We start from the raw sequence: 22,811 nt of genomic DNA, 5'->3' as shown, positions 1-22,811 counted from the left end.
GACTGAGTGCGGGCGCGGTCACGCTACCTTGGCCTTCTGTCCGGACGTCCGTTCGGCGGTCCAGATCACCACGGTCAGGCCGTCCGTGTCTGGGGGCAGGGCGATCGTGGCGGAGACGGTCAGCCCCGCCTCGCCCAGCCAACGCCGCATCTCCTCGTCGGAGAAGCCGAGGCGGCGGTGCTGGTGCTCCTCGCGCAGGTGCTCCAGCGTGTGCGGGGCGAAGTCCACGATCAGCAGCCGCCCGCCCGGCATGACCAGCCGCGCCGCCTCGCCCACCGCCGCGGCCGGATCGGCGAGGTAGTGCAGCACCTGGTGGACCAGCACCAGATCGGCGCTCTGCTGCGGCAGGCGGGTGGCGAAGATGTCGCCGTGGCGCAGTTCGACCTTGTCCAGCCCGGCCCTGGTGACATTGGCGCGGGCGATGTTGAGCATGTTCTGGCTGAGGTCGAGGCCCAGCGACATCCTCGCCTTCTTGCCCAGAAGGGTCAGCATCCGGCCCGAGCCGGTGCCGAGATCCACGACCCGCTCGAACGGGCCGTCGCCCGCCGCCCTGACGATCGCCGCCTCGACCGCCGTCTCGCACACATAGAGGGAGCGGATGCGGTCCCACTGCGGCGCGATCCGCTCGAAATAGGCCCCGGCGGCGACTTCGCGGTCGCGCCGCACCTCCTCCAGCCGGCGGTCGTCAGCGTCGCCGGCGGCGCTGTCGAGCAGGTCCAGCACGGTGTCGATCAGCCGACGCGCGGGCGCGTCGGAGGTCAGGCGGTAGAACACCCGCGCCCCGTCCGGGAAGCGCTCGATCAGACCGGCGTCGGTCATCAGCTTGAGGTGGCGCGATACCCGTGGCTGGCTCTGGTCGAGGATGCGCGACAGCTCCATCACCGACAGTTCCTCGCCGGCCAGCAGCGACAGCACCCGCAGGCGGGTCGGCTCGCCCGCCGCGCGCAGGGCCTCGACGGTATGGTCTGCGGTCAGTGACATGAGATCATATAAGGATATCCTTATATGATTATGCAAGTGGAAACCGCTGGCCAGAGGCCTCGTTCAGGCACAATCTGCGGCCACCGGCGCCGCCGTTCGGAACCCTGACCATGACTCCTCGCGCCCACGCCCTGGCGGCTTCGGCCGCCGTCCTGTTCCTGTCCACTCCGGCCCTGGCCCAGACCGCGCCGGCCGCCATGCCGGGCGGCGGCATGGGGCCGGCCCGCAGCCTCGCCGACGTCCCGGCCTGGACCGACCGCCTGTTCGGCCGCCTCGACGCCAACCAGGACGGGGCGCTGACCGGCGACGAGCTGGCGGTGCTCAGCAGCGGCCCTGCCGCGGCCATGGGCGGCGGGCGGTTGCGCCGCATGATCGGCCAGTCGGACGCCAGCAACGACGGCCGCATCTCGCGCGAGGAGCTGACCGCCGGGGCCGAGCGGATGTTCCGCCGCATGGACGCCGACGGCGACGGTCGGCTGTCGGACGACGAGCTGCCCCGCCCGGCTGCGCCGCCGCGTGCGCCCTCGATCCCGCTGCCAGAGCCGGAACCGGAACCGATGACGATGCCGGACATGCCCGGCGGCTGATCAGTCTTCAGCCGGCCCCTTGCGGCCGAGGGCCCCGACCGCCGACCAGGCCTTGAAATCCACCCGCGCGCCCGTCGGCGCCGGCGCAACCTCCGGCGGCGCATCCGGCAGCGGGGCCAGCCGGCGCTTGTTGACGTGGCTGTCCGGCCGCGGCTGGGCCTTGTCGGGATACTCGCCGCGGAAATAGTAGCGCTGCCAGGCCTGCTTGATCGCCTCCGGATCCCCCGCCGCCATGCTGTTGTTGAACAGCGTCCGGGTCTCCTTCCAGGTCTCGTACTGGCGGGCCAGGTCGGCGTCGGCGTCCAGCGAGGTGCGCACCGGCTCGAACGCCTCGATGCGGCGGTGCTCGACCGGCTGAATGAAGCAGAACGGCTCGTCCTTCTCGAACCGCACCTTGCCGGGCGCCGTGAAGGCCCAGTTCATCGTGAACGGGTAGGGCAACCAGTCGGTCTCGACCAGCCCTTCCAGTGCGGCCAGCCCGTGCTTGAACCGGTTCGGCACGCCCGAGGCCCGCAGCGCCCAGCCCGGCGGCGTGCGGAACAGCCAGCCGGTGTGGAAGGTGATGATCCCGTGGGTGAAATGCGACTGGGCGAAATGGTCGAACAGGGTGGCGTCGGCGTCCGGGGTGAAGCGGATCGCCTCGGCCCCCAGGCCGCCGTCCCACTCGGCCTCGAAGCCGAACGGGCACAGCAGCTCCCAGCCCGTCGTATTGGCCATGCTCAGCGGCAGGCAGCGGTAGGGATGCCGCGCCGTGAAGGCGTCCATCCAGTCGCGGTCGGGCCGTCCGGGGACCAGCGCCGGCGGCGAAGGCCGGGTCGGGAAGCATTCCAGCGTCAGGACCGGCCCTTCGGCCTCTGAGGGAACGGCGGGCTCGGCGGACAGGACGGTTTCGGACAAGACCAGACTCGCGACTGCAGGACGGCCGCGACTATGCCACGGCCCCCGGTTTGCGCCAGAGCCCCTTACCCCTCCGGCACCGGCGTCTTCAGCGGCTCGCCCGCGAAGGCAGCCGCGAGGTTCTGGATCAGCAGGGCCAGCATGCCCTGCACCGCCTCGGTGGTCGCCCCGCCGGTGTGCGGGGTCAGCATCGTGTTCGGAACCCCGGCCCAGCGCGCCGCCTGCGTCGGCTCCTCCTCGAACACGTCCAGCGCCGCCTGGCCCAGCCGCCCGTCCTTCAGCGCCGCGATCAGGGCGTCCTCGTCGACCAGCTGACCGCGCGCCACATTGACCAGCAGCCCCGTCGGCCCCAGCGCCTCGATCACCTCGCGCGAGACCAGCCCGACATTGCCGTCGTCTGCCTTGCAGGCGACCACCAGGATGTCGCTGTCCCGGGCCAGCTCCAGCAGCGACCCGGCCCGCGGCCAGGCCGCCCCGGGCTTGTCCCGCGGCCCCCACCATTTGACGGCCATGCGAAGCGCCTCGCCGCGCCGCGCCACCGCCTCGCCGATATGGCCCAGCCCGACCACGCCCAGCCTCTGCCCGTTCAGCGACGGGGTGATCATCTTGGACTCGACGGTCCAGTCGCCGGCCCGCAGGGCCCGGTCGCCCGCCGCGATCTGGCGCCGCGCCGCCAGGATCAGCCCCAGGGCATGATCGGCGACGTCCTCGTGGTTGACCGCCGGCGCATGCGTCACCGCCAGCCCCCGCGCCCGGCACCACTCGACGTCGATGCGGTCGTAGCCGGAGGTGAAACAGGCGACGAGCTGAAGCTTGGGCAGGCTTTCGATCAGGTGTTTGTCGAGTGGAAACTCGCCCGCCACGACCAAGGCCCCGATATCGTGCGCCGCCTCGACCGGCGGCCCTTCCCAGAACCGATAGACATCGTAGGCGCCCTCCAGAAACGCCGTCAGCGGCGCCAGGTGACGCTGCATGATCAACAGGGCGGGACGCTGTGGCATGGGCCGCAGGCTAGCGCGGGCAGGGGCGAAAGGGGAGAGGGCCCGCCGCCCCGCCCGGGGAGGGGGAGGGCTCACCGGCTGAGCCGTCAACCCTCCCGTCCCGGCTTTCCGCGTCGCTTCGGCCGGATGACCGGCCCCGGGCTACCGCCCGAATTTCTGGAACTTGATCCGGTGCGGGATCAGGCTCTCGACGCCCAGCCGCCGCTTCTTGTCTTCCTCATAGGCCTCGAAGTTGCCTTCGAACCATTCGACGTGGCTGTCGCCCTCGAAGGCGAGGATGTGGGTGGCCAGACGGTCGAGGAACCAGCGGTCGTGGGAGATGACCACGGCGCAGCCGGCGAAGCCTTCCAGCGCCTCCTCGAGGTTCTGCAGCGTCTCGATATCCAGGTCGTTGGTCGGTTCGTCGAGCAGGATCAGGTTGCCGCCGGTGGCCAGGGTCTTGGCCAGGTGCACGCGGTTGCGCTCACCGCCCGACAGCTGTCCGACCTTCTTCTGCTGGTCGCCGCCCTTGAAGTTGAAGCTGCCGACATAGGCGCGGGTGTTGATCTCGCGCTTGCCGACCATCATCACGTCGGTGCCGCCGCTGATGGCCTGCCAGATGGTCTCCTCCGGCTTGAGGTCGTCGCGCGACTGGTCGACATAAGCCAGCTTGACCGTCTCGCCGACGCGGATCGAGCCGGCGTCGGGCTGTTCCTGGCCGGTGATCAGGCGGAACAGGGTCGACTTGCCGGCGCCGTTGGGGCCGATGACGCCGACGATGCCGTTGGGCGGCAGCTTGAAGGTCAGGTCCTTGAACAGCAGCTTGTCGCCGTAGGACTTCTCCAGCCCCTCGCACTCCAGCACGACATTGCCGAGGCGCGGGCCGGGCGGGATCTGGATGACCGCGTGGGTCTGGGCGCCGCGCATGCTCTCCTGCTCGTCGACCATCCGCTCATAGGCGGCCAGACGGGCCTTGGACTTGGCCTGGCGGGCCTTGGCGCCGGAGCGGACCCATTCCAGCTCGCGGGTCAGGGCGCGCTGACGGGCTTCGGATTCCGATTGCTCCTGCACGACGCGCTTGGTCTTGGCCTCCAGCCAGCTGGAGTAGTTGCCCTCGTGCGGGTGGCCCTTGCCGCGGTCCAGCTCCAGCGTCCACTTGGTCACCAGATCCAGGAAGTAGCGGTCGTGGGTCACCAGGATGACGCAGCCGGGGAAGTTCTCGAGGTGGTGCTGCAGCCAGGCCACCGACTCGGCGTCGAGGTGGTTGGTGGGTTCGTCGAGCAGCAGCATGTCGGGCTTGCTCAGCAGCAGCCGGGCCAGGGCCACGCGGCGCTTTTCACCCCCCGAGAGGTTGGTCACCTCCCAGTCGTCCGGCGGGCAGCGCAGGGCGTCCATGGCCATCTCGATGCGGCTGTCGATGTCCCAGACGTCGCCGGCGTCGATCTTCTCCTGGAGGGCGGTCATCTCCTCCATCAGCTCGTCGGAGTAGTTCTCGGCCATCTCCATGGCGATGGCGTTGAAGCGGCTGACCCACTGCTTCTCCTCGCACCAGGCCTCGACGTTCTCGCGCACGTTCAGAGCCGGATCGAGCTGCGGCTCCTGCTCCAGATAACCGCGCTTGACGCCGTCGGCGGCCCTGGCCTCGCCGGTGAACTCGTTGTCCAGCCCGGCCATGATCTTCAGCAGGGTGGACTTGCCCGAGCCGTTGACGCCCACGACGCCGATCTTGGCGTCGTTGTAGAAGCTCAACCAGATGTTTTCGAAGATCTTCTTGCCGCCGGGAAAGGTCTTGGTCAGACCCTGCATCTGAAAGATAAATTGCTGCGCCATGAGGTGCGGTGCGCCTTGTCGTCCGGGAATGGGGAGAGGTTGGCGCGGGGTGTAGCGACCGCGCGCCGTCAGGGCAAATGTCTAGCGCGAGGGCAGGGCGCTTTGATGGCGCTCTAGAAGGCCGAATTCGGGTCCGGCAGATACCGGCTGCCGACATAGGCCACGGCGAGCCACAGCGATGTCCACAAGGTCCAGATCACCACCGCCAGCGGAATGTCGGTATGGGCCGTCCCCGCCGCCGCGACCTGCCCGATGAGGCCCACGGCCGCCGCCGCCGCCGCGGCTGCATAGACCACGACCCGCGACCACCGACGGCAGGCGAGCAGCGCCACCGCCCCGACGATCAGCAGAATCCCGGTGAGCAACCAGGGGAATTGGGGCACCCAGAGCCCCAGGGTCATGTGGAAGCCGCTGTAGAGCAGCAGGAGCACGCCGGTGGCGCGGGGCAGGAACATGACGGGTTCGTCGCACGGGTTCAGCCCGAAATCAGGCGCGGCTGATCCTCGCCGATCATCGTTGGAGTCCGATTAACCGGCAGCGTTAACGTCGGCGCGCTCAGGCGTAGTTGAAGCTGATGGAAATCCGCTCGGCCCTGGCCGCGTTGGGCGGCACCTCGTGGCGCAGCCAGCTTTCCCACATCAGCACCGTGCCCGCTTGCGGGGCCAGGTAGACGAAGGGCCTTTCCGCCTCCGGCGCGTCGGCGTGAACGGCCGGACGGGCCATCATCATCGGCAGGCGCGGGTCCTCCAGCTTCAGGGCCGAGGCGCCGTCCGGCACTTCGACATAGACCGTGCCGCTCAGGAAGGCGTGCGGATGGATGTGACCGCTGTGCCCGCCCCCTGGCTTGAGGATGTTGACCCACAGGCTGTCCAGCCGCGGCTTCCGGGCGAGGCTGAAGTTCAGCGCCTTCGCATAGGCTCCGGCGTGCCGGTCCAGATGCCGCTTCAGTTCCGCGAACTCGGGCAGGCGCTGCGGCAGGTCGCTGAGCGAGCCATAGGAGGTGTAGCCGCGGTAGCCGTGTTCGCGGCACCACATGCGTCCCGCCTGATCCTCCGTCGCCAGCATGCGGCAGGCGTCGGCCAGCGCCCCATTGAAGGCCGGGAAGCCCGGAGCCGCGGCCAACGACGCTTCATAGATCTGGGTGACGAACAGCGGGCGCAGGGACATGGCGGCTGTCTAGCGCAAGGGGAGGGGGATCAGAAGGGCAGGGCCGCCTCGCCGCGCAGGATCGCCTCGGCCTCCGCCGTATGCTTGCCGCCGGAGCGGTCGTGCAGCACCAGTGGCGGCAGGATCCGCAGCGGCGCCTTGCCGGTCTTGATCGCCTGCACCAGCACCCGCTTGGCCGGCTCATCGGCAAAGGGGTGAACCGGCCGCACCGAGAAAGAGCCGGCCGTCTCGCCGAGCAGCGCCAGGAGGTCGGCCAGCCGGTCGGCGCGGTGGATGATCACGATGCGGCCGCCCTCGCGCACCGCCTTGAGCAGGAACCGCGTCCACGCCGCCAGCCCGTCGTCGGCCATCCACGCCCCGGACTTGCCGGGGGATGGCGCTCGCAACGCCCCCGGATCGTCGAAGAACGGCGGGTTGCTGATGGCCCGGTCGAACGGCTCCAGCCCCAGCACCCGGAACCCCGCGGCCACGTCGCCTTCAAGGATCGTCGCCTCGGCCCCGTTCAGCGCCGCGTTCTCCCGCGCCAGTTCGGCCATGGCCGGATCGCGCTCGAGTCCCGCCAGCCTGACGCCCGCCGTCCGGGCGGCGACCTGCATCAGCACCGCGCCGGCGCCGCAGCCGGCCTCCAGCACCCGCTCGCCCGCCTTCGGGCCGGCCGCGGCGGCCAGCAGCGCCGCGTCCATGCCGGCGCGATAGCCCCTGGCCGGCTGGCGCAGCCGGACGCGGCCGCCCAGCAGGGCGTCCTCGACGATGTCTCCGCCTTGCGGAACGAACGGTGCGACGGTCACGCGGCTTGACCCTTCATGGCCCGATCACCATTGTGCGCCGCGTCGCCGCCCTGCAAGCGGGGACCGGATTTTCAGGCGCGATCCTCCCCCCGCGCCGTGCCCATGAGTTCTCCGTTGGACGCTGTCACCGTCGCCCAGTCCCGCCCCAAGGGAGACGTTGAGCCGCTGGTGCGGCTGGCGATGCGCGACATGGCCGCCGTCGACGCCCTGATCGTCGAGCGGATGCAATCGCAGGTGCCGGTGATTCCATTGCTGGCCGAGCACCTGGTCTCGGCGGGCGGCAAGCGCCTGCGTCCCCTGCTGACCGTGGCGGCCGCGCGGGCGTCGGGCGCGTCGGACGACATCGATTCCTCCCGCAAGCTCGCGGCCGCCGTCGAGTTCATCCACACCGCCACCCTGCTGCACGACGACGTGGTCGATGGCTCCAACCTGCGGCGCGGCAAGACCGCCGCACACCTGATCTGGGGCGCGCCGTCCAGCGTGCTGGTCGGCGACTTCCTGTTCGCCCGGGCCTTCGAGCTGATGGTCGAGACTGGCCAGATGCGCGCCCTGGGCATCCTCGCCACCGCCTCCAGCGTGATCTCCGAGGGCGAGGTGCTGCAGCTCACGCGCGCCCATGACCTGAACCTCGATCAGGACACCTATCTGCGCATCATCTCCGCCAAGACCGCCGAACTGTTCGCCGCCGCCGCCGAGGCCGGCGCGGTCGGGGCCATGGCCGACGAGACGGCGGTGCAGGCCCTGCGCGCCTACGGCCTGAATCTCGGCCTGGCCTTCCAGCTCGCCGATGACGCCCTCGACTACGGCGGCACGTCCGAGGTGCTGGGCAAGAACGCCGGCGACGACTTCCACGAGGGCAAGGTGACCATGCCCCTGCTGCTCGCCGCGGCCCGCACGCGCGGCCGCGAGGACGCCTTCTGGGAACGCACCATCAACAAGGGCGAGCGCACCGAAGACGACTTCCGTCGCGCCCGCGAGCTAATCGTCGGCACGGGAGCCATCGGCGGCACGCTCGACACCGCTTGGGATTACGCCGCCGCAGCCCAGGAGGCGTTGAAGCCGCTCCCCGCCGGTGAATGGCGAGACGCGCTGGAACAGCTGGCGGATTTCGCCGTCAGCCGGGCGTCCTAGCGCAGGGTGGCGCAGAACCGCTGGATGCGCCGGCAGGCCTCCTCCAGCACGCTCTCCGACGTCGCATAGCTGATGCGGAAATAGGGGCTCAGGCCGAAGGCCGAACCCTGCACGACCGCCACGCCCTCGGCGTCCAGCAGTTCGGCGGCGAACGTATCGTCGCCGTCGATCGTCGTTCCGCCCTCGGTCTTCTTGCCAACCAGGCCCTCGATCGACGGATAGACGTAGAAGGCCCCCTCCGGCGTGGCGCAGCGGATGCCGGTCGCCTGGTTGAGCATCGACACCACCAGGTCGCGGCGGGCCTCGAAATGCTTGGCCCGCTCGGCGATGAAGTCCTGCGGGCCGTTCAGAGCCTCGACCGCCGCCCATTGGCTGATCGCCGAGGGGTTGGTGGTGGTCTGACCCGCGACCTTGCGCATCAGGTCGATCAGCGGCCTGGGCCCCCCGCCGTAGCCGATGCGCCAGCCGGTCATGGCGTAGGCCTTGCTGACCCCGTTCACCGTCAGCGTGCGGCCCGTCAGGTCAGGCGCCACCTGGGCCATCGTGCGGTAGTCGAAGTCGCCGTAGATCAGGTGCTCGTACATGTCGTCGGTCAGCACCCAGACCTGCGGATGGCGGCGCAGCACGGCAGCCAGCCCTTCCAGCTCCTCGCCGGTGTAAGCCGCGCCGGTCGGGTTCGACGGCGAGTTGAGGATCAGCCACTTCGTCCGGGGGGTGACCGCCGCCTCCAGCGCCTCCGGCCTCAGCTTGAACCCGTCCGCCTCATGCCCGACCACGGTCACCGGCTCGCCGCCGGCCAGCAGCACCATGTCCGGATAGGACACCCAGTAGGGCGCCGGCACGATCACCTCGTCGCCGGGAGACAGGGTGGCGACCAGGGCGTTGTAGATCACCGTCTTGCCGCCCGGCGCGACATGGATCTGGTCGGTCCCGTACGACAGGCCGTTCTCGCGCTTGAACTTCGCCGCCACCGCCATCTTCAGCTCGGGGATGCCGTCGACGTCGGTGTATTTGGTCTCGCCGCGACGGATGGCCGCGATGGCGGCTTCCTTGATGTTGTCGGGGGTGTCGAAGTCCGGCTCGCCCGCCCCGAGCCCGATGACGTCACGCCCCTCGCGCTTCAGCTCCCGCGCCCGCGCGGTCACCGCCAGGGTGGCGGAGGGCTTGACGCGGGCGAGGGCGGCGGACTGCAGGGTGGACATGGCGACTCCGGAAACGGCGCCCATTCCTTACGCAGTCGCGAAAGGCCGATCAAATGCCGGGGCCGGCCCGCCTCAGGCCGCAGGCGGCAGATACTCGGCGGGCAAGGGCGTCTCCGGCGTTTCGCCCAGCCAGTAGACGCTCAGGATCCACCAGCGCGTTCCGTCGTGGAACAGCTGGATGCTGTTGATCCCGCGCGCGAACGGCGCCGCGTCCGACAGGCTGTGCAGGCTCTCATAGGTGGACCACACATGCATCATGTGGCCGAACCGCTCGGCGCGCCGGGCGATCTCCCGCTCGTGGAAGCCGTCGCCGACCAGCAGCGGATTGCTGCGCTCGATGTATTCGTCCGGCGTGATCGAGCGGGCGACGCCGACGCCCTGGGCGTTGACGCCCGACGGCATCAGCCGCGCCGTCGGATGGAACAGGGACCGGAAACGGTCCCAGTCCCGCTCAACGCCGGCGTCGCCGGAGATTACGTCGTACAGAGCGGTCACGATGGCCTCGGGCGAGGCCACGTCCGCGGCTTGCGCGGCCGACGTCGCCGCCGCCAGGGCCGGCGGGGTCTGCGCGGCCGCCGGAGCGGCGCAGGCCAGAGCCAGGACGGCGCCCGTGGTCAGGATCGCCAGACGCATTACCGGCCCCTCAGCCCTGGCCGCCGAGGCGGCCGAACAGGTCGGACAGCGCCTTCAGACGCGTGGCGTCGGCTTTGGCCGTCTCTTCGGGAATGACGGCCAGCGCTTGGGACAGTCGGGCGGCGCTCGCCCGGTCGGCCCGCCCGCCGCGCCACTGCTCGACCAGCGTCCGGGCCCGTTCGGCCAGTCGGGCCTCGATCCCGTCCGACCGCGCCAGCTGGTCCAGATAGGCCTGGGCGACGTCGGGGCTGTCTTCCCAGACCGGACGGGTCTGGGTCTGCGGGTTGATCGTTTCGGCCATCACCCGTTCGGCGGCGGCGATCTCGGCCGCCGACAGCTGCTCGCTGGGCTGGAGCCGCAGGACGTCGAGGCCGCGGGCGATCTCGCTGGCGTAGATGCGGCCGTTCATCCAGTAGGCCGACCAGTGGCCGCCGACATACAGGTGCTCGGGGTCGATCGGCCCGCGATCGAAATACGCGATCTCGAACGGCCTGGCCGGATCGGTGAAGTCGACGATCGACACCCCGCCCTGGTACCAGGCCTGGACCATCAGGTCGCGGCCGGGCACCGGGATCAGATTGCCGTTGTGGGCGACGCAGTTCTCGGACGCGGTCTGGACCGAGGGCAGTTTGAAGAAATTCTTCCCGACCAGACGGCCGTCCTCGATCGTGGCGATCAGGTCGGCGCCCCAGGTGGCGGGATCCCCCGCCTGGCAGCGCGCGGCGACGCCGCCGCCCCATTCATCGGTGAACAGCACCTTGTCTCCGGCGGCGTTGAAGGTCGCCGAATGCCAGTAGGCCATGTCCGGGTCGAACAGCTCGGAGACCCGCGACGGGTGCTCCGGGTCCGAAATGTCCAGCAGGATGCCGTTGCCGCTGCAGGCCCCCGCCGCCAGCCCGATCTCCGGATAGGCGGTGATGTCGTGACACTGGTTGGTCTGGGCCGTCTCCTGGCCGGCGACGCCGAAGCGGCCGCCCTTCCACAGGCCGGCGATCTCGCCCGTCTCCCGGTCGGCGAAGATGCGCGGGCGGCTGACGATGGCCGCCTGCTCCGGCGCGTTCAGCGGCACCTTGATCACATCGATCGAATACAGGGCCGTCTCGGGGCTCACGCCCGGCTCGCCCCCCTGGCAGATCGACAGTTCGTCGCTTTTGCGCACGTCCGCCGTGCCCGAGACGTAGATGTACAGGACGTTGGGATCGGTCGGGTGCGGCACCTGGGTGTGGGTGTGCGATCCCCGGCAGGTCTGCACGGCCGCGATCTGGCGCGGCGCGCTCAGATCGCTGATGTCGAAGATGCGGATGCCGCGGAAGCGCTCGGCGTTGACCTCGCCCTCGGCGTCCCGAACCCCGCAGTCCAGGCGGGCGCGGTTCTGCTCGACCGACATGAACAGCAGGTTCCCGCGGATCGACACGTCGCCCTGACCGCCGGGACAGACCACGGACAGCACCAGCTCTGGCGCCCCGCGGGTCACGTCATAGGCGTTGAAGCCATGGAAGCTGCCGACGAACAGCCGTCCGTTCGACAGGGCGATGTCGCTGTTGGCCAGCGCCAGCGGGCTGTATTTCGGAGCGGGCAGGGGCTGGGCCGTGCCGGCCTCGACCGCCGCCGCGTGGGCGCGCGCCGCGGCGGCTTCCTCAGGCGTGGGCGGGCCCCACAGCGAGTCCGGATCGAAGAAGCCGGGCGCGGGCGCAACCGAATATTCCAGCGTCAGATTTGAGGCGACCTGGCCGGCGTCTCGCAGGCCCGGAGACAGGGTGGAGCGGGCGTCCACGCCCACCGCCGGCGCCTGCGTCTGGGCCGAGGCCGCCCCGAACAGGAGGCTCGCCGCCGCGGCGGTGCCCAACAGAAGACTGCGGATGATCATGGTCGCCCCTCGGATGAATGGGAATCTAGAACTCGGACAGTACGGACTGCATGCGCAGGATTTCGGCCGACTGATCGGCCGTGACGGAAGTGCTGAAGTCGGACAGCGTCGGATCCTCTCCGGCGTCGGGATCGTCCAGCAGGGCCCTGACCATGTCGAGGGCGCCCTGATGGTGCTGGATCATGCCTTCGAGGAACAGGCGGTCGAATGCGGGTCCGCGGGCCGCGGCGAGCGCCTCCATCCGGGCCGGCGACAGCATGCCCGGCATCAGCGGAACCTGCGGATCGCGCGCGCCGCCCATGTGGCCGTGGTGACCAGCGTGCAGATTCTCGGGTGCCGTCGATAGACCGCGGCTCGTCAGCCATTCCTGCATCAGCGCCAATTCGGCCGCCTGGCTCTGGCCGATCCGCTCTCCCAGTCGCCGGACCGTGTCCGACGCGGCGCGCGTGCGCATCAGCTCCACCATCTCGACTGCCTGCCGATGGTGGATGATCATATGCTGCATGAAGCGGACGTCGGCCTCGACGTAGCCGGTCCGGCTCAGCTCCACCGCCTCGGCCGCGCTGATCACCCGTGAGGGGGCCCCCGGAGCGCCGGGGTTGAAGATCGGCGGCGTCTGCGGCGTCAGGCCGACGATCAGACCCGCCATGATCCCTGTCAGCGTCAGGCTCAAACTCTCGGACTCCGGCCGGTCGAAGCGACGGCTGGCGGGAGACTAGGGGGCCGGGTCCCGCGGGGGCAAGGCGGAAATGGCGAGCGGCTCAGTCCTGCAGCCAGAACAGGTCCTCGACGCGCGCGTCCAGCGCCCGGGCCAGCGAGAGCGCGAGGATCGTCGATGGAATGAAGACCCCGTTCTCGACCGTATTCACCGTCTTGCGCGACACCCCGGCCTTCTCGGCCAGTTCGGCCTGGGTCAGCCCCGCCGCCGTTCGCGCCTCCTTCAAACGGGACGCCAGCCGCGGATCACCCATCCTGGCCGGCCTCGCGATCGAGCCAGGCGAAGCGCACGCCCGCTGTCGCGCCTGCGGCCGCCAGCGCGACCAACAACGCCACCGCTCCGAGCTGCGGTCGGGCCAGGGCCAGGCCCAGGGCCGCCGTGGCGCCGATCATCAGGACCAGGAAGGCCGCCGTCATGGCGCGCGCGCGAATCGCAAGGGTCAGCTCGTCCTCCAGGAACCGGCGGTTCCGCCGGGACTGTCCGTCCCATCCCATGGCGATGGCGGCGGTCAGCCAGGCGTAGAGTACGGGCAGGGTCACCGACAGGTAGTCGCGCAATCCGCCGGCTCCGGAGACGATCTCGTTCGCCGGCTCGATCGCCAGACCGGTGAAGATCAGGGCCACGAGCGGGAACAGGAACAGTTGCCGCGACCGCTGCCCCTGCAGCCGCTCCCGCTTGCCCTGGGAGCCCTGGGACATCCAGCCTCTGTTTCCCGGCCGGGCCGTCCAGGCCACGAGGGCGCCGCCCAGTACGAAGGCGGCTCCGAGTCCGACCGCGAAACCCGGGCCTGTCGCAGCGTCGCCGCTCTTCCCTTGGGCGACGACCCAACCGACCGCGACGGCCGCCAGCCCCACGAAGGCCAGTGCGAGGCCGCCGTAGAATTTTCGCGCCCGTTCGCGCCGCGTTCTCGCCAGCTCCTGCTCGTCCACGTTTGGTCCCTCCAAGTCATGTCACCTTGGGGTTACATGTCACCTATGGGTTACAAGTTTCAAGAGCGCTGTCATTGCGGTCGTTGCGGGCCGGGCCCCAGGGTTCTCGCTCCCGGCGTCAGCCGATGCTATTCCCGCGGCTGCATGCGCGCGCTCCTCGACTTCATCCTCAACATGGAAGGCCGCCGCTGGCGGGCAGCGCTGGCGACGGCCCTGCTGCTGGGCGCGACGGTAGCCCTGCTGATGGTCGGCAAGAGCCAGCTCGGGCTGGCGGCCGAGGAAAAACTCGAGGCCTGGCTGCAGGGCTACGCCGGGAGCCCGTGGGCCTTTGCGGCCACGGTGATCCTGTTCATCGCCGCCGCCTTCATCGGCGCGCCCCAGTTCATCTTGATCGCCGCCTGCGTCGTCGCGTTCGGGCCGTGGTTCGGTTTTCTCTACAGCTGGATCGCGACCATCGTTTCGGCCGGCGTGACCTATTGGCTGGGGCGGGGTCCGACGGCCCGGATGCTCGACCGCTTCGGCGGCCGCACCCTGAACCGGCTCAAGGGCTTCGTCGGCAAGAACGCCTTCTACGCCAGCTTCATGATCCGCAACGTGCCCTCGGCCCCGTTCATCGTCGTCAACATGGCGTTCGGGGCCACCCGCGCCTCCTTCCCCGCCTATCTGCTCGGCTGCGCCCTCGGGGTGCTGCCCAAGACCGCGCTGGTGGCCTTCTTCGGTGGAGCGGTGGTGTCGGCGGTGTCCGGCGACGGTATCTGGACCTCGGCGATCCTGGCCGGCGTGGCGGTGGTCTGGCTGGGGCTGATGCTGGGCGTGCGCGAGCTGGTCAAGCGGCGCGAGCGGGCCGCCGGCGCGCCCGACTGAAGCTTGGCTGACGCGAACGTGAACGGCCAAGGTGGGCATAGCCGCGCCGGGTGCGCCGGATAGGCTGCATGGGGGTTGTAATCGCCTTCGCACACTGCCAAACGGGCCTTCGGTCGGTCAGGCGTAACGATCAGGAGGCGGCGCGGATGGGGATGCGCGCGGCCGGGGCGTCGCCGAAGCGGATCGAGACTGCGAACGCCCTAATCAAGGCCCGAACGAACGGTATCCCGGATCCATGTTCAACAGCATTTTCGGCGCGATCTCCAACGACATCGCCATCGACCTCGGCACCGCCAACACCCTGATCTACATGAAGGGCAAGGGCATCGTGCTGAACGAGCCCTCGGTGGTCGCGCTCCGCAACGTCGGCGGCCGCAAGATCGTCCACGCCGTGGGCATTGAGGCCAAGCAGATGCTGGGCCGCACCCCGGGCCACATGGAAGCCATCCGTCCCATGCGCGACGGGGTCATCGCCGACTTCGAAGTCGCCGAGGAGATGATCAAGCACTTCATCCGCAAGGTTCATAACCGCAAGGGCTTCGTGAACCCCAAGGTCATCGTCTGCGTGCCGTCGGGCGCCACCGCCGTCGAGCGCCGCGCCATCAACGATTCCTGCCTCAACGCCTCGGCTCGCCGCGTCGGCCTGATCGACGAGCCGATGGCCGCCGCGATCGGCGCCGGCCTGCCGATCCACGAGCCGACCGGCTCGATGGTCGTCGACATCGGCGGCGGCACCACCGAGGTGGCCGTGCTGTCGCTGTCGGGCATCGTCTATTCGCGCTCGGTCCGCGTCGGCGGCGACAAGATGGACGAGGCGATCATCAGCTACATGCGCCGCAACCATAACCTTCTGATCGGCGAAACCACCGCCGAGCGCATCAAGAAGGACATCGGCACGGCCCGTATCCCGGCCGACGGCGAAGGCCTGTCGATCGACGTCAAGGGCCGCGACCTGATGCAGGGCGTGCCCCGCGAGGTCCGCATCTCCGAGCGTCAGGCGGCGGAAGCCCTCGCCGAGCCGGTCACCCAGATCGTCGAGGCCGTGAAGGTCGCTCTGGAAGCCACCCCGCCGGAGCTGGCCGCCGACATCGCCGACAAGGGCATCATGCTGACCGGCGGCGGCGCCCTGCTGCGCGGCCTGGACGCCGAGATTCGCGACCACACGGGCCTGCCGGTCTCCGTGGCCGACGATCCGCTGTCCTGCGTCGCCATCGGCTGCGGCCGGGTGCTTGAGCATCCGCGCTGGATGAAGGGCGTGCTCGACTCGGCCCTCTGAGGGCTGCAGTCGAAACGCCGCCTCAAATCCCTGTCATCCTTGACGGCATCGGGGTTGCGGCGGTTTCCAAACGGCCCGGTTTTTGCGATAGGCTCGGCAGATCGGCGGGGGGCGTCCCGCTGATTCCCTTTTTCTGAGGAAGGCGCGCCGTGGCGTTTCGCGACGGACCGTTCGAAAACATCAAGGTGCCGCTGGTCTGGACCGCGGCGGTCGCCGTCGTGGTCGCCGCCGTGGGCTGCGTCCTGCTGCTGATCAGCGACGCCCGGGCCCAGAATTCGCCCTACCAGCCGGTGCGCGCCGGCGTCGAAAGCGTGTCAGGCCCGGTCGGCGGCGTGTTCGCGGCCCCCGTGCGCTGGTTCGGCCACGCCAGCGACTATGTCGGCGGCTATTTCTTCGCGGTCTCGGAGAATCGCCGTCTCAAGCGCGAACTCGCGGAATTGCAGCCGTGGCGTGACCAGGCGATCGCCCTCAAGAACGTCAACGCCCGCTACGAGGCCATGCTCGGCATCCGCCCCGAGCCGCCGGTGCAGATGCGCACGGCCCGCTCCATCTCCGACACACGCGGCCCGTTCTCCAACGCCCGCCTGATCGACGTCGGCTCGGCCAAGGGGGTCAAGGTCGGCAATCCGGTGATCAACGAGCACGGCCTCGTCGGTCGGGTCGTCGGGACCTCGCCCAATATCAGCCGCATGCTGCTGCTCACCGATGTGGCCAGCCGCACGCCGGTGCTGGTCGACCGCACCGACGCCCGCGCCCTGCTGACCGGCGACGGCTCGGGCAATCCCCGGCTGGAGTTCGTGCGCGGCGTCGGCTCGGTCCAGGCCGGCGATCGCATCCTGTCTTCCGGCGACGGCGGCGGCTTCCCTCGCGGCGTGCCGATCGGCGTGGCCGCCAAGGGCATCGACGGGTCCTGGCGGGTCAAGCTGTTCAGCGACCGCGGCGCCATCGACTACGTCCGGGTCATGCTGTTCGAGGACTTCGGCCAGCTGATCGGACCGGACGACCTGATCGCTCCGCCCCTGGCCGCGCTCGACACCCTGGCCGAGGCCACGATCGCCCAGACCACCGCGATCACCGACTCGGCCGCGCGCCGCGCCGCCGCCCGCGAAACCGCGCAAGGCCCGGTCCCGGCGCAGGTCCCGCCGGCCCGCCCCGCCGCGACGCCGCCGGCCCAGGCCGCCGCTCCCCCCGCCGCCGCGACTCCCGGAGGGACCGAATGAGACGCCCCGTCGCGGTCCGCGTCGTCGGCCCGATGCAGTGGATCGTCTATCCGGCGTTGATCACCGTCGCGGCCGCCATCGTCCTGCAGACCCCGGTCGAGCTGTTCGGGCTGCACCTGCCGGAGCCGGTGATCCCCATGGTGCTGGCCTTCGCCTGGCCGCTGATCCGGCCGTCGGTCCTCGCACCGCTGATGCTGATGGCCCTCGGCCTGCTGCTCGACGTCCTGACCTACAGCCCGCTCGGGCTCTGGGGCCTGACCTTCCTCGCCATCTACAGCGTGGTGCTGGCGTCGCGCAGCTTTCTCGCCGGTCAGGACACAGCGGTGCTGTTCGTCTGGTACGCCGCCTGCTGCCTTCTCGCCTTCGTCCTGGCCTATCTGGTCATGGCTGTGATCGCCCCGACGCCCGCCAGCCTGATCTCCGTGGTCCTGCAGTTCGTTCCGACGCTGCTGCTGTTTCCCTTTGCGCACCGGCTGATCGAACGGTTCGAGGACGGCGACGTGAGATTCCGATGAGCTCGGAACCGTCGATCTTCTTCTCCGACGCCAACGAGCGGCAGGGGTCGTTCCTGCGCCGCACCTTCGTGCTGGGCGGGCTGACCACGCTCGCCGGGGTCGCCCTGACCGGCCGTCTGGCCCAGCTCCAGGTCTTTCAGGCCGGCGAATACGCCACCCTGGCCTCCAACAACCAGTTCAACTTCCGCCTCGTGCCGCCGCCGCGGGGCCGCATCCTCGACCGCAACGGCGTGGTCATCGCCGGCAACCGCCCCAGCTTCCGCGTGCTGGTGGTCCGCGACGAGACCAAGGACCTCGACCAGACCCTCGACCTGCTCGGCCGCCTGCTGCCCGACACCCTGGAGCGCCGCCGCGCCATCATCCGCGACGTCAACGCCGCGCCGCGGTTCTCGCCCGTGCCGGTCAAGAGCGACCTGACCTGGGAGGAGTTCGCCAAGGTCAATCTCTACGCCAACGAGCTGCCGGGCGTGATGGCCGACATGAACGAGGCCCGCTACTACCCGTTCGGCGGGGCCTTCGCCCATGTCATCGGCTATGTCGCCAAGCCCAACGACCGCGATATCAAGGCGATCGAGGCGCGCGGCGAGAAGGTCCCGGAGATTCTCTACAATCCGGGATTCCGCATCGGGCGCCAGGGCGTGGAGAAGTCTTTCGACGCGGACCTGCGCGGCGAGGCCGGCGGCAACCGGGTCGAGGTCAACGCCCGCGGAAGGGTCGTGGCCGAGGACGTCGGCGGCTCGCGCCCGGCGGTTCCCGGCAAGGACATCGTCCTCACCCTGGACGCCGATGTGCAGAACCGGGCGCTGGAGGTCTATGGCGAGGAGTCCGGCGGCTGCGTGGTCATGGACGTCCGCAACGGCGACATCCTCTGCATGATGTCGGCCCCGTCGTTCGATCCGAACCTGTTTGTCGGGGGCGTGCCGTCCAGCATCTACCGCGCCCTTGCCGACTACGAGAGAAAGCCGCTGCTGGACAAGACCATCAACGGCGTCTTCCACCCCGGCTCGACCTTCAAGCTGACCACCGCCCTGGCCCTGCTGGAGTCGGGCGTCGATCCGACCGAGCGGGTGGTCTGCACCGGCGGCTACCGCTACGGCAACCGGGTGTTCCGCTGCTGGGACGCCGGCGGCCATGGCCCCCAGACGATGCACGACGCCATCAAGAACTCGTGCGACGTGTATTTCTATCATATGTGCAACCGCGCTGGGGTCGACAAGATCCAGGAGGTCGCCAAGAAGATCGGCTTCATGCAGACCTACGACATCGGGGTCGGCAACCAGAAGGCGGGGACCGTCCCCAGCCGGGCCTGGAAGGCTCACTACAACCGCAACAATCCCAATCCGGAATCCCGGGTGTGGTTTCCCGGCGAAACCCTGTCCGTGGCGATCGGGCAGGGGGACGTCAACGTCACCGCCCTGCAACTGGCCGTCACGACCGCGCGCTTCGCCAACGCCCGCAAGGCGATCCTGCCTCGGTTGGTCAAGTCGGTCGGCGGCGTTGACCAGCCCAGCGGCGCCGAGGTGCCGGACCTGCCCTTCTCGCGCGAGCATCTCGAGATCGTCCGTCAGGGCATGGTGGCCGTGGCCAACGACGTCACCGGCGGCGCCTACCGCCAAAGCCAGCTGGGCCTCGGCGACATCCAGATGGCCGGCAAGACCGGCACGGCCCAGGTCCGCAGCTACGGGACCGGCTCCCGCAAGAGCAATGTCTGGGCGCTGAAGGACCACAACCTGTTCGTCGCCTTCGCCCCGGTCGACGAGCCGCGCTACGCCGTCGCCGTGATCATCGAGCACGGCGGCAAGGGCGGGGCCACGGCCGCCGCGCCGCGGGCTCGCGAGATCATGCGAACGACCCTGCTCAAGGATCCCGAGATGCTTGAGCGCATCCAGCGTCCGCTGCCCCCCGCGCCTGAGGGGCCGGCTGCGGACGAAGACACCTTCGGCGCCGCGCCCGACGATCCGGACGGCGTTGTGGCCGCCCCGGCCGCCGCCGAACCCGCGCCGCGCCAGGCGCCGACGGCCACCTCGGGCCCGCGCCCCTATCTGTCCGAGCCGCGCCGATGACCGCTTCCGCCCTGACCCGTCCCGGCGAGCGCGAACGGCTCACCGTCAAGCTGACCCAGATCGACTGGCGCTTCACCGCCCTGCTGTGCGTGGTCGCCGGCGTCGGGGGCCTGATGCTCTATTCCGTCGCAAAGGGCAGCTGGACGCCGTGGGCCGCCAACCATCTGATCCGTTTCGGCGTCCTTCTGGTCGCCATGCTGGTTCTGTCGCTGATCCATCTGAAATGGTGGTTCCGCCTCGCCTATCCGCTCTACGGCCTGGCCCTGTTCTTGTTGGTCTGCGTCGAGCTGTTCGGCTACACGGCCATGGGCGCGACGCGCTGGCTGGACCTCGGAGTGACCCGCATCCAGCCGTCCGAGATCATGAAGATCGGTCTCGTCCTGGCCCTGGCGCGCTGGTATCACGGCTCGACGGCCCGCGAGGCCAGCTTCCATTGGAAGCTGATCGTGCCGGCCCTGATGATCGGCATGCCGTTCCTGCTGGTGGCGCACCAGCCCGATCTCGGCTCGGCCATGCTGATCGGGCTGACGGGCGCCGCCATCATGTTCATGGCCGGGCTCAGCTGGAAGATCATCGCCGCCGGCGGCGTGCTCGCCGCGGTCACGGTGCCGCCGTACATCATGTTCGGCATGCACGACTACCAGCGCAACCGGGTCCTCACCTTCCTCAATCCGGAGGGCGATCCGTCCGGCACCGGCTACCACATCATGCAGTCCAAGATCGCGCTCGGCTCCGGCGGGCTGCTCGGCAAGGGCTATGGGCTGGGCAGCCAGAGCCAGCTGGAATTCCTGCCCGAGAAGCACACCGACTTCATCTTCGCCGCGGTGTCGGAGGAGTTCGGCTTCGTCGGCTCCTTCACAGTGCTGGCCTGCTATATCGCCATCATCCTGATCGCCCTGCGCATCGCCTCGCTGTCGCACAGCCATTTCGGCCGCCTCGGCGCGGCGGGCATGACCGCCACCTTCGCGCTCTACGTCCTGATCAACGGGGCCATGGTCATGGGCCTTGCGCCGGTGGTCGGCGTGCCGATGCCGCTGCTGTCGTACGGCGGCACGGTGATGCTGACGGTGATGATCGGCTTCGGCATGGTGCTGGCCACCCGCGTCCACCGCTACGCCGAACTGCCCAAGGGACACGGCCTGTTCTGATCCGCGTTTTCGCGCGTTAGGTTCGGGTCATGACCCAAGCCAAAGCCGATTCCGCCGCCGCCACGCCCCTGTTCGTCTCCGACTGCGGCGACGCCCCATGCCCGGAACCGGTGCTGCCGGCCGCTACGGCCGAGCAGACCGCGGCCCTGACCGACGGCGTGCGCATGCGCGAGAACCCCGCGGAATGGGCCTTCGTTCGCCTGTCCAAGCTGATCGAGGACTTTGAGAAGGGCCTCGACCGGGACGAGGAGGTCGGCGCCCGCATCGTCGGCCTGCCCGGCGACGGCACCATGTCGATCGACGACGTCGGCTTCTGGGGCCCGGACTTCATCATGTTCCTGGGCAAGAACGCCGACGGCAAGCCGGTGCGCCTGATCCAGCACTACGCCCAGATCAACGTCTTCCTCGACGTCCGCAAGAAGCCCGACGAACGCCCCGCCCGCCGCATCGGCTTCCAGCTGTCGGAGATGGTCGAGAAGACGAACCCGAAGTGAGGGGGTCAGGCATCAGGCAGCAGGAACAGGGCCTGGGGACTATGGGTTAGGAGGAGCGGGGCACGCCCAGGTATCGTTTCCTGCTGCCTGCTGCCTGCTGCCTAGAGGGAAGCCGCCCAATCCGTCGCTCTCACCAGGCTGTCGACGATGCCCGGCTCGGTCGAGGCGTGGCCCGCGTCCCTGACGACATCCAGCTTCGCTTCCGGCCAGGCCCGATGCAGCGCCCAGGCGCTGGTCATCGGGGTGACCACGTCGAACCGGCCCTGTGCGATCCAGCAGGGGATGTGACGGATGCGGCCGATGTTCTTCAGCAGCCAGCCCTCCTCCGGGAAGAAGCCGCCGTTGGTGAAATACCAGTTCTCGATGCGGGCGAAGGCGACCGCGAAGTCCGGCTCCGCGAATTTGTCGGGGCGCGCCTCGGGCCCCTCGACGCTGACCGTCTCGCCCTCCCAGCTCGACCAGGCCACGGCGCAGCGTTCCCGCTCGGCCCGGTCATCGCCGACCAGCCGCTTGTAATAGGCGCCCATCAGGTCGTGACGCTCGGCCTCGGGGATCGGGGCGATGAACCGCTCCCAGGCGTCGGGGAAGAGGTGCGACGCCCCCTCCTGATAGAACCAGTGCAGCTCCGGCTTGGTCAGCAGGAAGATGCCGCGCAGGACCAGCGCCGCCGCCCGTTCGGGATGGGTGATCGCATAGGCCATCGACAGGGTCGAACCCCAGCTGCCGCCGAACACCACCCATTTGTCGATGCCCAGCAGCTCGCGCAGGCGCTCGATGTCCTCGATCAGCGTCCAGGTGGTGTTGTCCTCCAGCGAGGCGTTCGGCCGGCTGTTGCCGCAGCCGCGCTGGTCGAACAGCACGATGCGGTATTTCGACGGGTCGAAATAGCGGCGCATGCCCGGATTGACCGCGCCGCCGGGCCCGCCGTGCAGCACCACGACCGGCAGGCCCTGGGGATTGCCGCACTCCTCGTAATAGATCTCGTGCACGCCGTCGGTCGGCATGAAGCCGGTGGCGTAGGGTTCGATCTCGGGGAACAGGTCTCGGCGCGGCGTTTCGGGCGCGGGAAAGGCCATACGGGTACTCGGTCTCTTTTCGTGGTGGATCAGGCGCGGTCGATTTGTGTCCGCAATGCGGCATAGGCGATCAAAAGCCAAGCCGCGATCATCAGCAGGCCTCCGATCGGGGCCACAGCGCCCATGGCGCGGAGGCTCAGCAGGGCCACGGCGGACAGGGCGAGGCCGAACACCAGCCCCCCGGCGGCGGCCAGCCATCCGGCGACCGTGACAACCCGGTTTCGGGCCGGCCAGATGGCGCAGACGAGGGCCAGAACGGCATGCGCCAACTGGTAGTGCGCGCCGGTCGCCAGCAGGGACTTCACCTGCGGCCCCGCGCCGTGCGCCGCGAAGGCGCCCAGCGCCACGGCGAGCGCACCGTTCAGGGCGGCGAACACCGCAAGACTGCGATCGACTGTCATGCTGTGAACGCTAGCCGACAGAAGCGCCGCCGTCTGCTATTCGG

Annotated in this window: 24 protein-coding genes; 9 read left to right on the top strand and 15 right to left on the bottom strand. The window is 69.5% G+C overall.

Annotation, left to right across the window (positions count from 1 at the left end; all coding sequences use genetic code 11):
• Window positions 1-18: 18 nt before the first annotated feature.
• A complete protein-coding gene (locus VEA98_RS06380) occupies window positions 19-981 on the bottom strand; it encodes a metalloregulator ArsR/SmtB family transcription factor (protein WP_324811929.1) in 963 nt (320 codons plus the stop codon).
• 110 nt (window positions 982-1,091) lie between these two features.
• On the opposite strand from VEA98_RS06380, the gene VEA98_RS06375 reads away from it, so the two are divergent.
• Window positions 1,092-1,568: a hypothetical protein gene (locus tag VEA98_RS06375; RefSeq protein WP_324811927.1), complete on the top strand. Its 477-nt coding sequence runs from the start codon at window positions 1,092-1,094 to the stop codon at window positions 1,566-1,568.
• On the opposite strand, the gene VEA98_RS06370 is transcribed toward VEA98_RS06375, so the two are convergent.
• From VEA98_RS06370 to VEA98_RS06345, 6 genes are all read right to left on the bottom strand, one after another.
• The gene (locus tag VEA98_RS06370) at window positions 1,569-2,405 is read right to left on the bottom strand and encodes a DUF6065 family protein (protein WP_324812039.1); all 837 of its coding nucleotides are present in this window, start codon (window positions 2,403-2,405) and stop codon (window positions 1,569-1,571) included.
• A 125-nt stretch (window positions 2,406-2,530) separates the two neighbouring features.
• Complete coding sequence (locus VEA98_RS06365) at window positions 2,531-3,466, bottom strand: 2-hydroxyacid dehydrogenase (protein WP_324811925.1); 936 nt, start codon at window positions 3,464-3,466, stop codon at window positions 2,531-2,533.
• Window positions 3,467-3,607: 141 nt separating this feature from the next.
• A complete protein-coding gene (gene ettA, locus VEA98_RS06360; protein ID WP_324811922.1) occupies window positions 3,608-5,275 on the bottom strand; it encodes an energy-dependent translational throttle protein EttA in 1,668 nt (555 codons plus the stop codon).
• Window positions 5,276-5,388: 113 nt separating this feature from the next.
• The gene (locus VEA98_RS06355) at window positions 5,389-5,730 is read right to left on the bottom strand and encodes a hypothetical protein (protein WP_324811919.1); all 342 of its coding nucleotides are present in this window, start codon (window positions 5,728-5,730) and stop codon (window positions 5,389-5,391) included.
• 100 nt (window positions 5,731-5,830) lie between these two features.
• Entirely contained in the window at window positions 5,831-6,442 is a 612-nt protein-coding gene (locus tag VEA98_RS06350; RefSeq protein ID WP_324811916.1) for a TIGR02466 family protein, read from the bottom strand.
• Between the two features lie 29 nt (window positions 6,443-6,471).
• Window positions 6,472-7,230, bottom strand: coding sequence for a tRNA1(Val) (adenine(37)-N6)-methyltransferase (locus VEA98_RS06345; protein WP_324811914.1), 759 nt, complete (start codon window positions 7,228-7,230; stop codon window positions 6,472-6,474).
• Window positions 7,231-7,344: 114 nt separating this feature from the next.
• Here VEA98_RS06345 and VEA98_RS06340 point away from each other — a divergent pair, with 114 nt between their 5' ends.
• Window positions 7,345-8,361 (top strand): polyprenyl synthetase family protein, encoded by a 1,017-nt coding sequence (locus VEA98_RS06340; protein WP_414642152.1) that lies wholly within the window; start codon window positions 7,345-7,347, stop codon window positions 8,359-8,361.
• Here VEA98_RS06340 and VEA98_RS06335 read toward each other — a convergent pair.
• From VEA98_RS06335 to VEA98_RS06310, 6 genes are all read right to left on the bottom strand, one after another.
• Entirely contained in the window at window positions 8,358-9,563 is a 1,206-nt protein-coding gene (locus VEA98_RS06335) for a pyridoxal phosphate-dependent aminotransferase (protein WP_324811912.1), read from the bottom strand. The genes VEA98_RS06340 and VEA98_RS06335 overlap by 4 nt on opposite strands.
• A gap of 72 nt (window positions 9,564-9,635) precedes the next feature.
• A complete protein-coding gene (locus VEA98_RS06330; RefSeq protein WP_324811909.1) occupies window positions 9,636-10,196 on the bottom strand; it encodes a hypothetical protein in 561 nt (186 codons plus the stop codon).
• A gap of 10 nt (window positions 10,197-10,206) precedes the next feature.
• Entirely contained in the window at window positions 10,207-12,063 is a 1,857-nt protein-coding gene (locus VEA98_RS06325; protein WP_324811907.1) for a hypothetical protein, read from the bottom strand.
• A 25-nt stretch (window positions 12,064-12,088) separates the two neighbouring features.
• Entirely contained in the window at window positions 12,089-12,712 is a 624-nt protein-coding gene (locus VEA98_RS06320; protein ID WP_324811904.1) for a DUF305 domain-containing protein, read from the bottom strand.
• A 112-nt stretch (window positions 12,713-12,824) separates the two neighbouring features.
• On the bottom strand, window positions 12,825-13,034 hold the full coding sequence (locus VEA98_RS06315) for a helix-turn-helix transcriptional regulator (RefSeq protein ID WP_324811902.1): 210 nt from the start codon (window positions 13,032-13,034) through the stop codon (window positions 12,825-12,827).
• Window positions 13,027-13,710 carry a hypothetical protein gene (locus tag VEA98_RS06310; RefSeq protein WP_324811900.1) on the bottom strand — a complete coding sequence of 228 codons (684 nt, stop codon included), beginning with the start codon at window positions 13,708-13,710 and terminating at the stop codon, window positions 13,027-13,029. Before VEA98_RS06310 ends, VEA98_RS06315 begins: the two co-directional genes overlap by 8 nt.
• A gap of 144 nt (window positions 13,711-13,854) precedes the next feature.
• On the opposite strand from VEA98_RS06310, the gene VEA98_RS06305 reads away from it, so the two are divergent.
• From VEA98_RS06305 to VEA98_RS06275, 7 genes are all read left to right on the top strand, one after another.
• Window positions 13,855-14,574, top strand: coding sequence for a TVP38/TMEM64 family protein (locus tag VEA98_RS06305; protein WP_324811897.1), 720 nt, complete (start codon window positions 13,855-13,857; stop codon window positions 14,572-14,574).
• A 235-nt stretch (window positions 14,575-14,809) separates the two neighbouring features.
• On the top strand, window positions 14,810-15,850 hold the full coding sequence (locus VEA98_RS06300; RefSeq protein WP_168048822.1) for a rod shape-determining protein: 1,041 nt from the start codon (window positions 14,810-14,812) through the stop codon (window positions 15,848-15,850).
• A 149-nt stretch (window positions 15,851-15,999) separates the two neighbouring features.
• A complete protein-coding gene (mreC, locus tag VEA98_RS06295; RefSeq protein WP_324811892.1) occupies window positions 16,000-17,070 on the top strand; it encodes a rod shape-determining protein MreC in 1,071 nt (356 codons plus the stop codon).
• Window positions 17,067-17,585: a hypothetical protein gene (locus VEA98_RS06290; RefSeq protein WP_324811889.1), complete on the top strand. Its 519-nt coding sequence runs from the start codon at window positions 17,067-17,069 to the stop codon at window positions 17,583-17,585. Before mreC ends, VEA98_RS06290 begins: the two co-directional genes overlap by 4 nt.
• Complete coding sequence (gene mrdA, locus VEA98_RS06285; RefSeq protein ID WP_324811886.1) at window positions 17,582-19,648, top strand: penicillin-binding protein 2; 2,067 nt, start codon at window positions 17,582-17,584, stop codon at window positions 19,646-19,648. The genes VEA98_RS06290 and mrdA overlap by 4 nt, the downstream gene beginning before the upstream one ends.
• Window positions 19,645-20,796, top strand: coding sequence for a rod shape-determining protein RodA (gene rodA / locus VEA98_RS06280; protein WP_324811883.1), 1,152 nt, complete (start codon window positions 19,645-19,647; stop codon window positions 20,794-20,796). The genes mrdA and rodA overlap by 4 nt, the downstream gene beginning before the upstream one ends.
• A 29-nt stretch (window positions 20,797-20,825) precedes the next feature.
• The gene (locus tag VEA98_RS06275) at window positions 20,826-21,290 is read left to right on the top strand and encodes a DUF6173 family protein (protein ID WP_324811880.1); all 465 of its coding nucleotides are present in this window, start codon (window positions 20,826-20,828) and stop codon (window positions 21,288-21,290) included.
• 101 nt (window positions 21,291-21,391) lie between these two features.
• Here VEA98_RS06275 and pip read toward each other — a convergent pair whose 3' ends face one another.
• Both pip and VEA98_RS06265 read right to left on the bottom strand, forming a co-directional pair.
• A complete protein-coding gene (pip, locus tag VEA98_RS06270; RefSeq protein WP_324811878.1) occupies window positions 21,392-22,366 on the bottom strand; it encodes a prolyl aminopeptidase in 975 nt (324 codons plus the stop codon).
• 29 nt (window positions 22,367-22,395) lie between these two features.
• Complete coding sequence (locus tag VEA98_RS06265; protein ID WP_324811876.1) at window positions 22,396-22,767, bottom strand: DUF423 domain-containing protein; 372 nt, start codon at window positions 22,765-22,767, stop codon at window positions 22,396-22,398.
• Window positions 22,768-22,811: the final 44 nt, after the last annotated feature.

Origin of the sequence: Brevundimonas sp. (genome assembly GCF_035627055.1) — a bacterium.
Classification (GTDB): domain Bacteria; phylum Pseudomonadota; class Alphaproteobacteria; order Caulobacterales; family Caulobacteraceae; genus Brevundimonas.
Note: the sequence above shows the minus strand (reverse complement) of the source record. Positions and strands in the feature narration are given on the sequence as shown.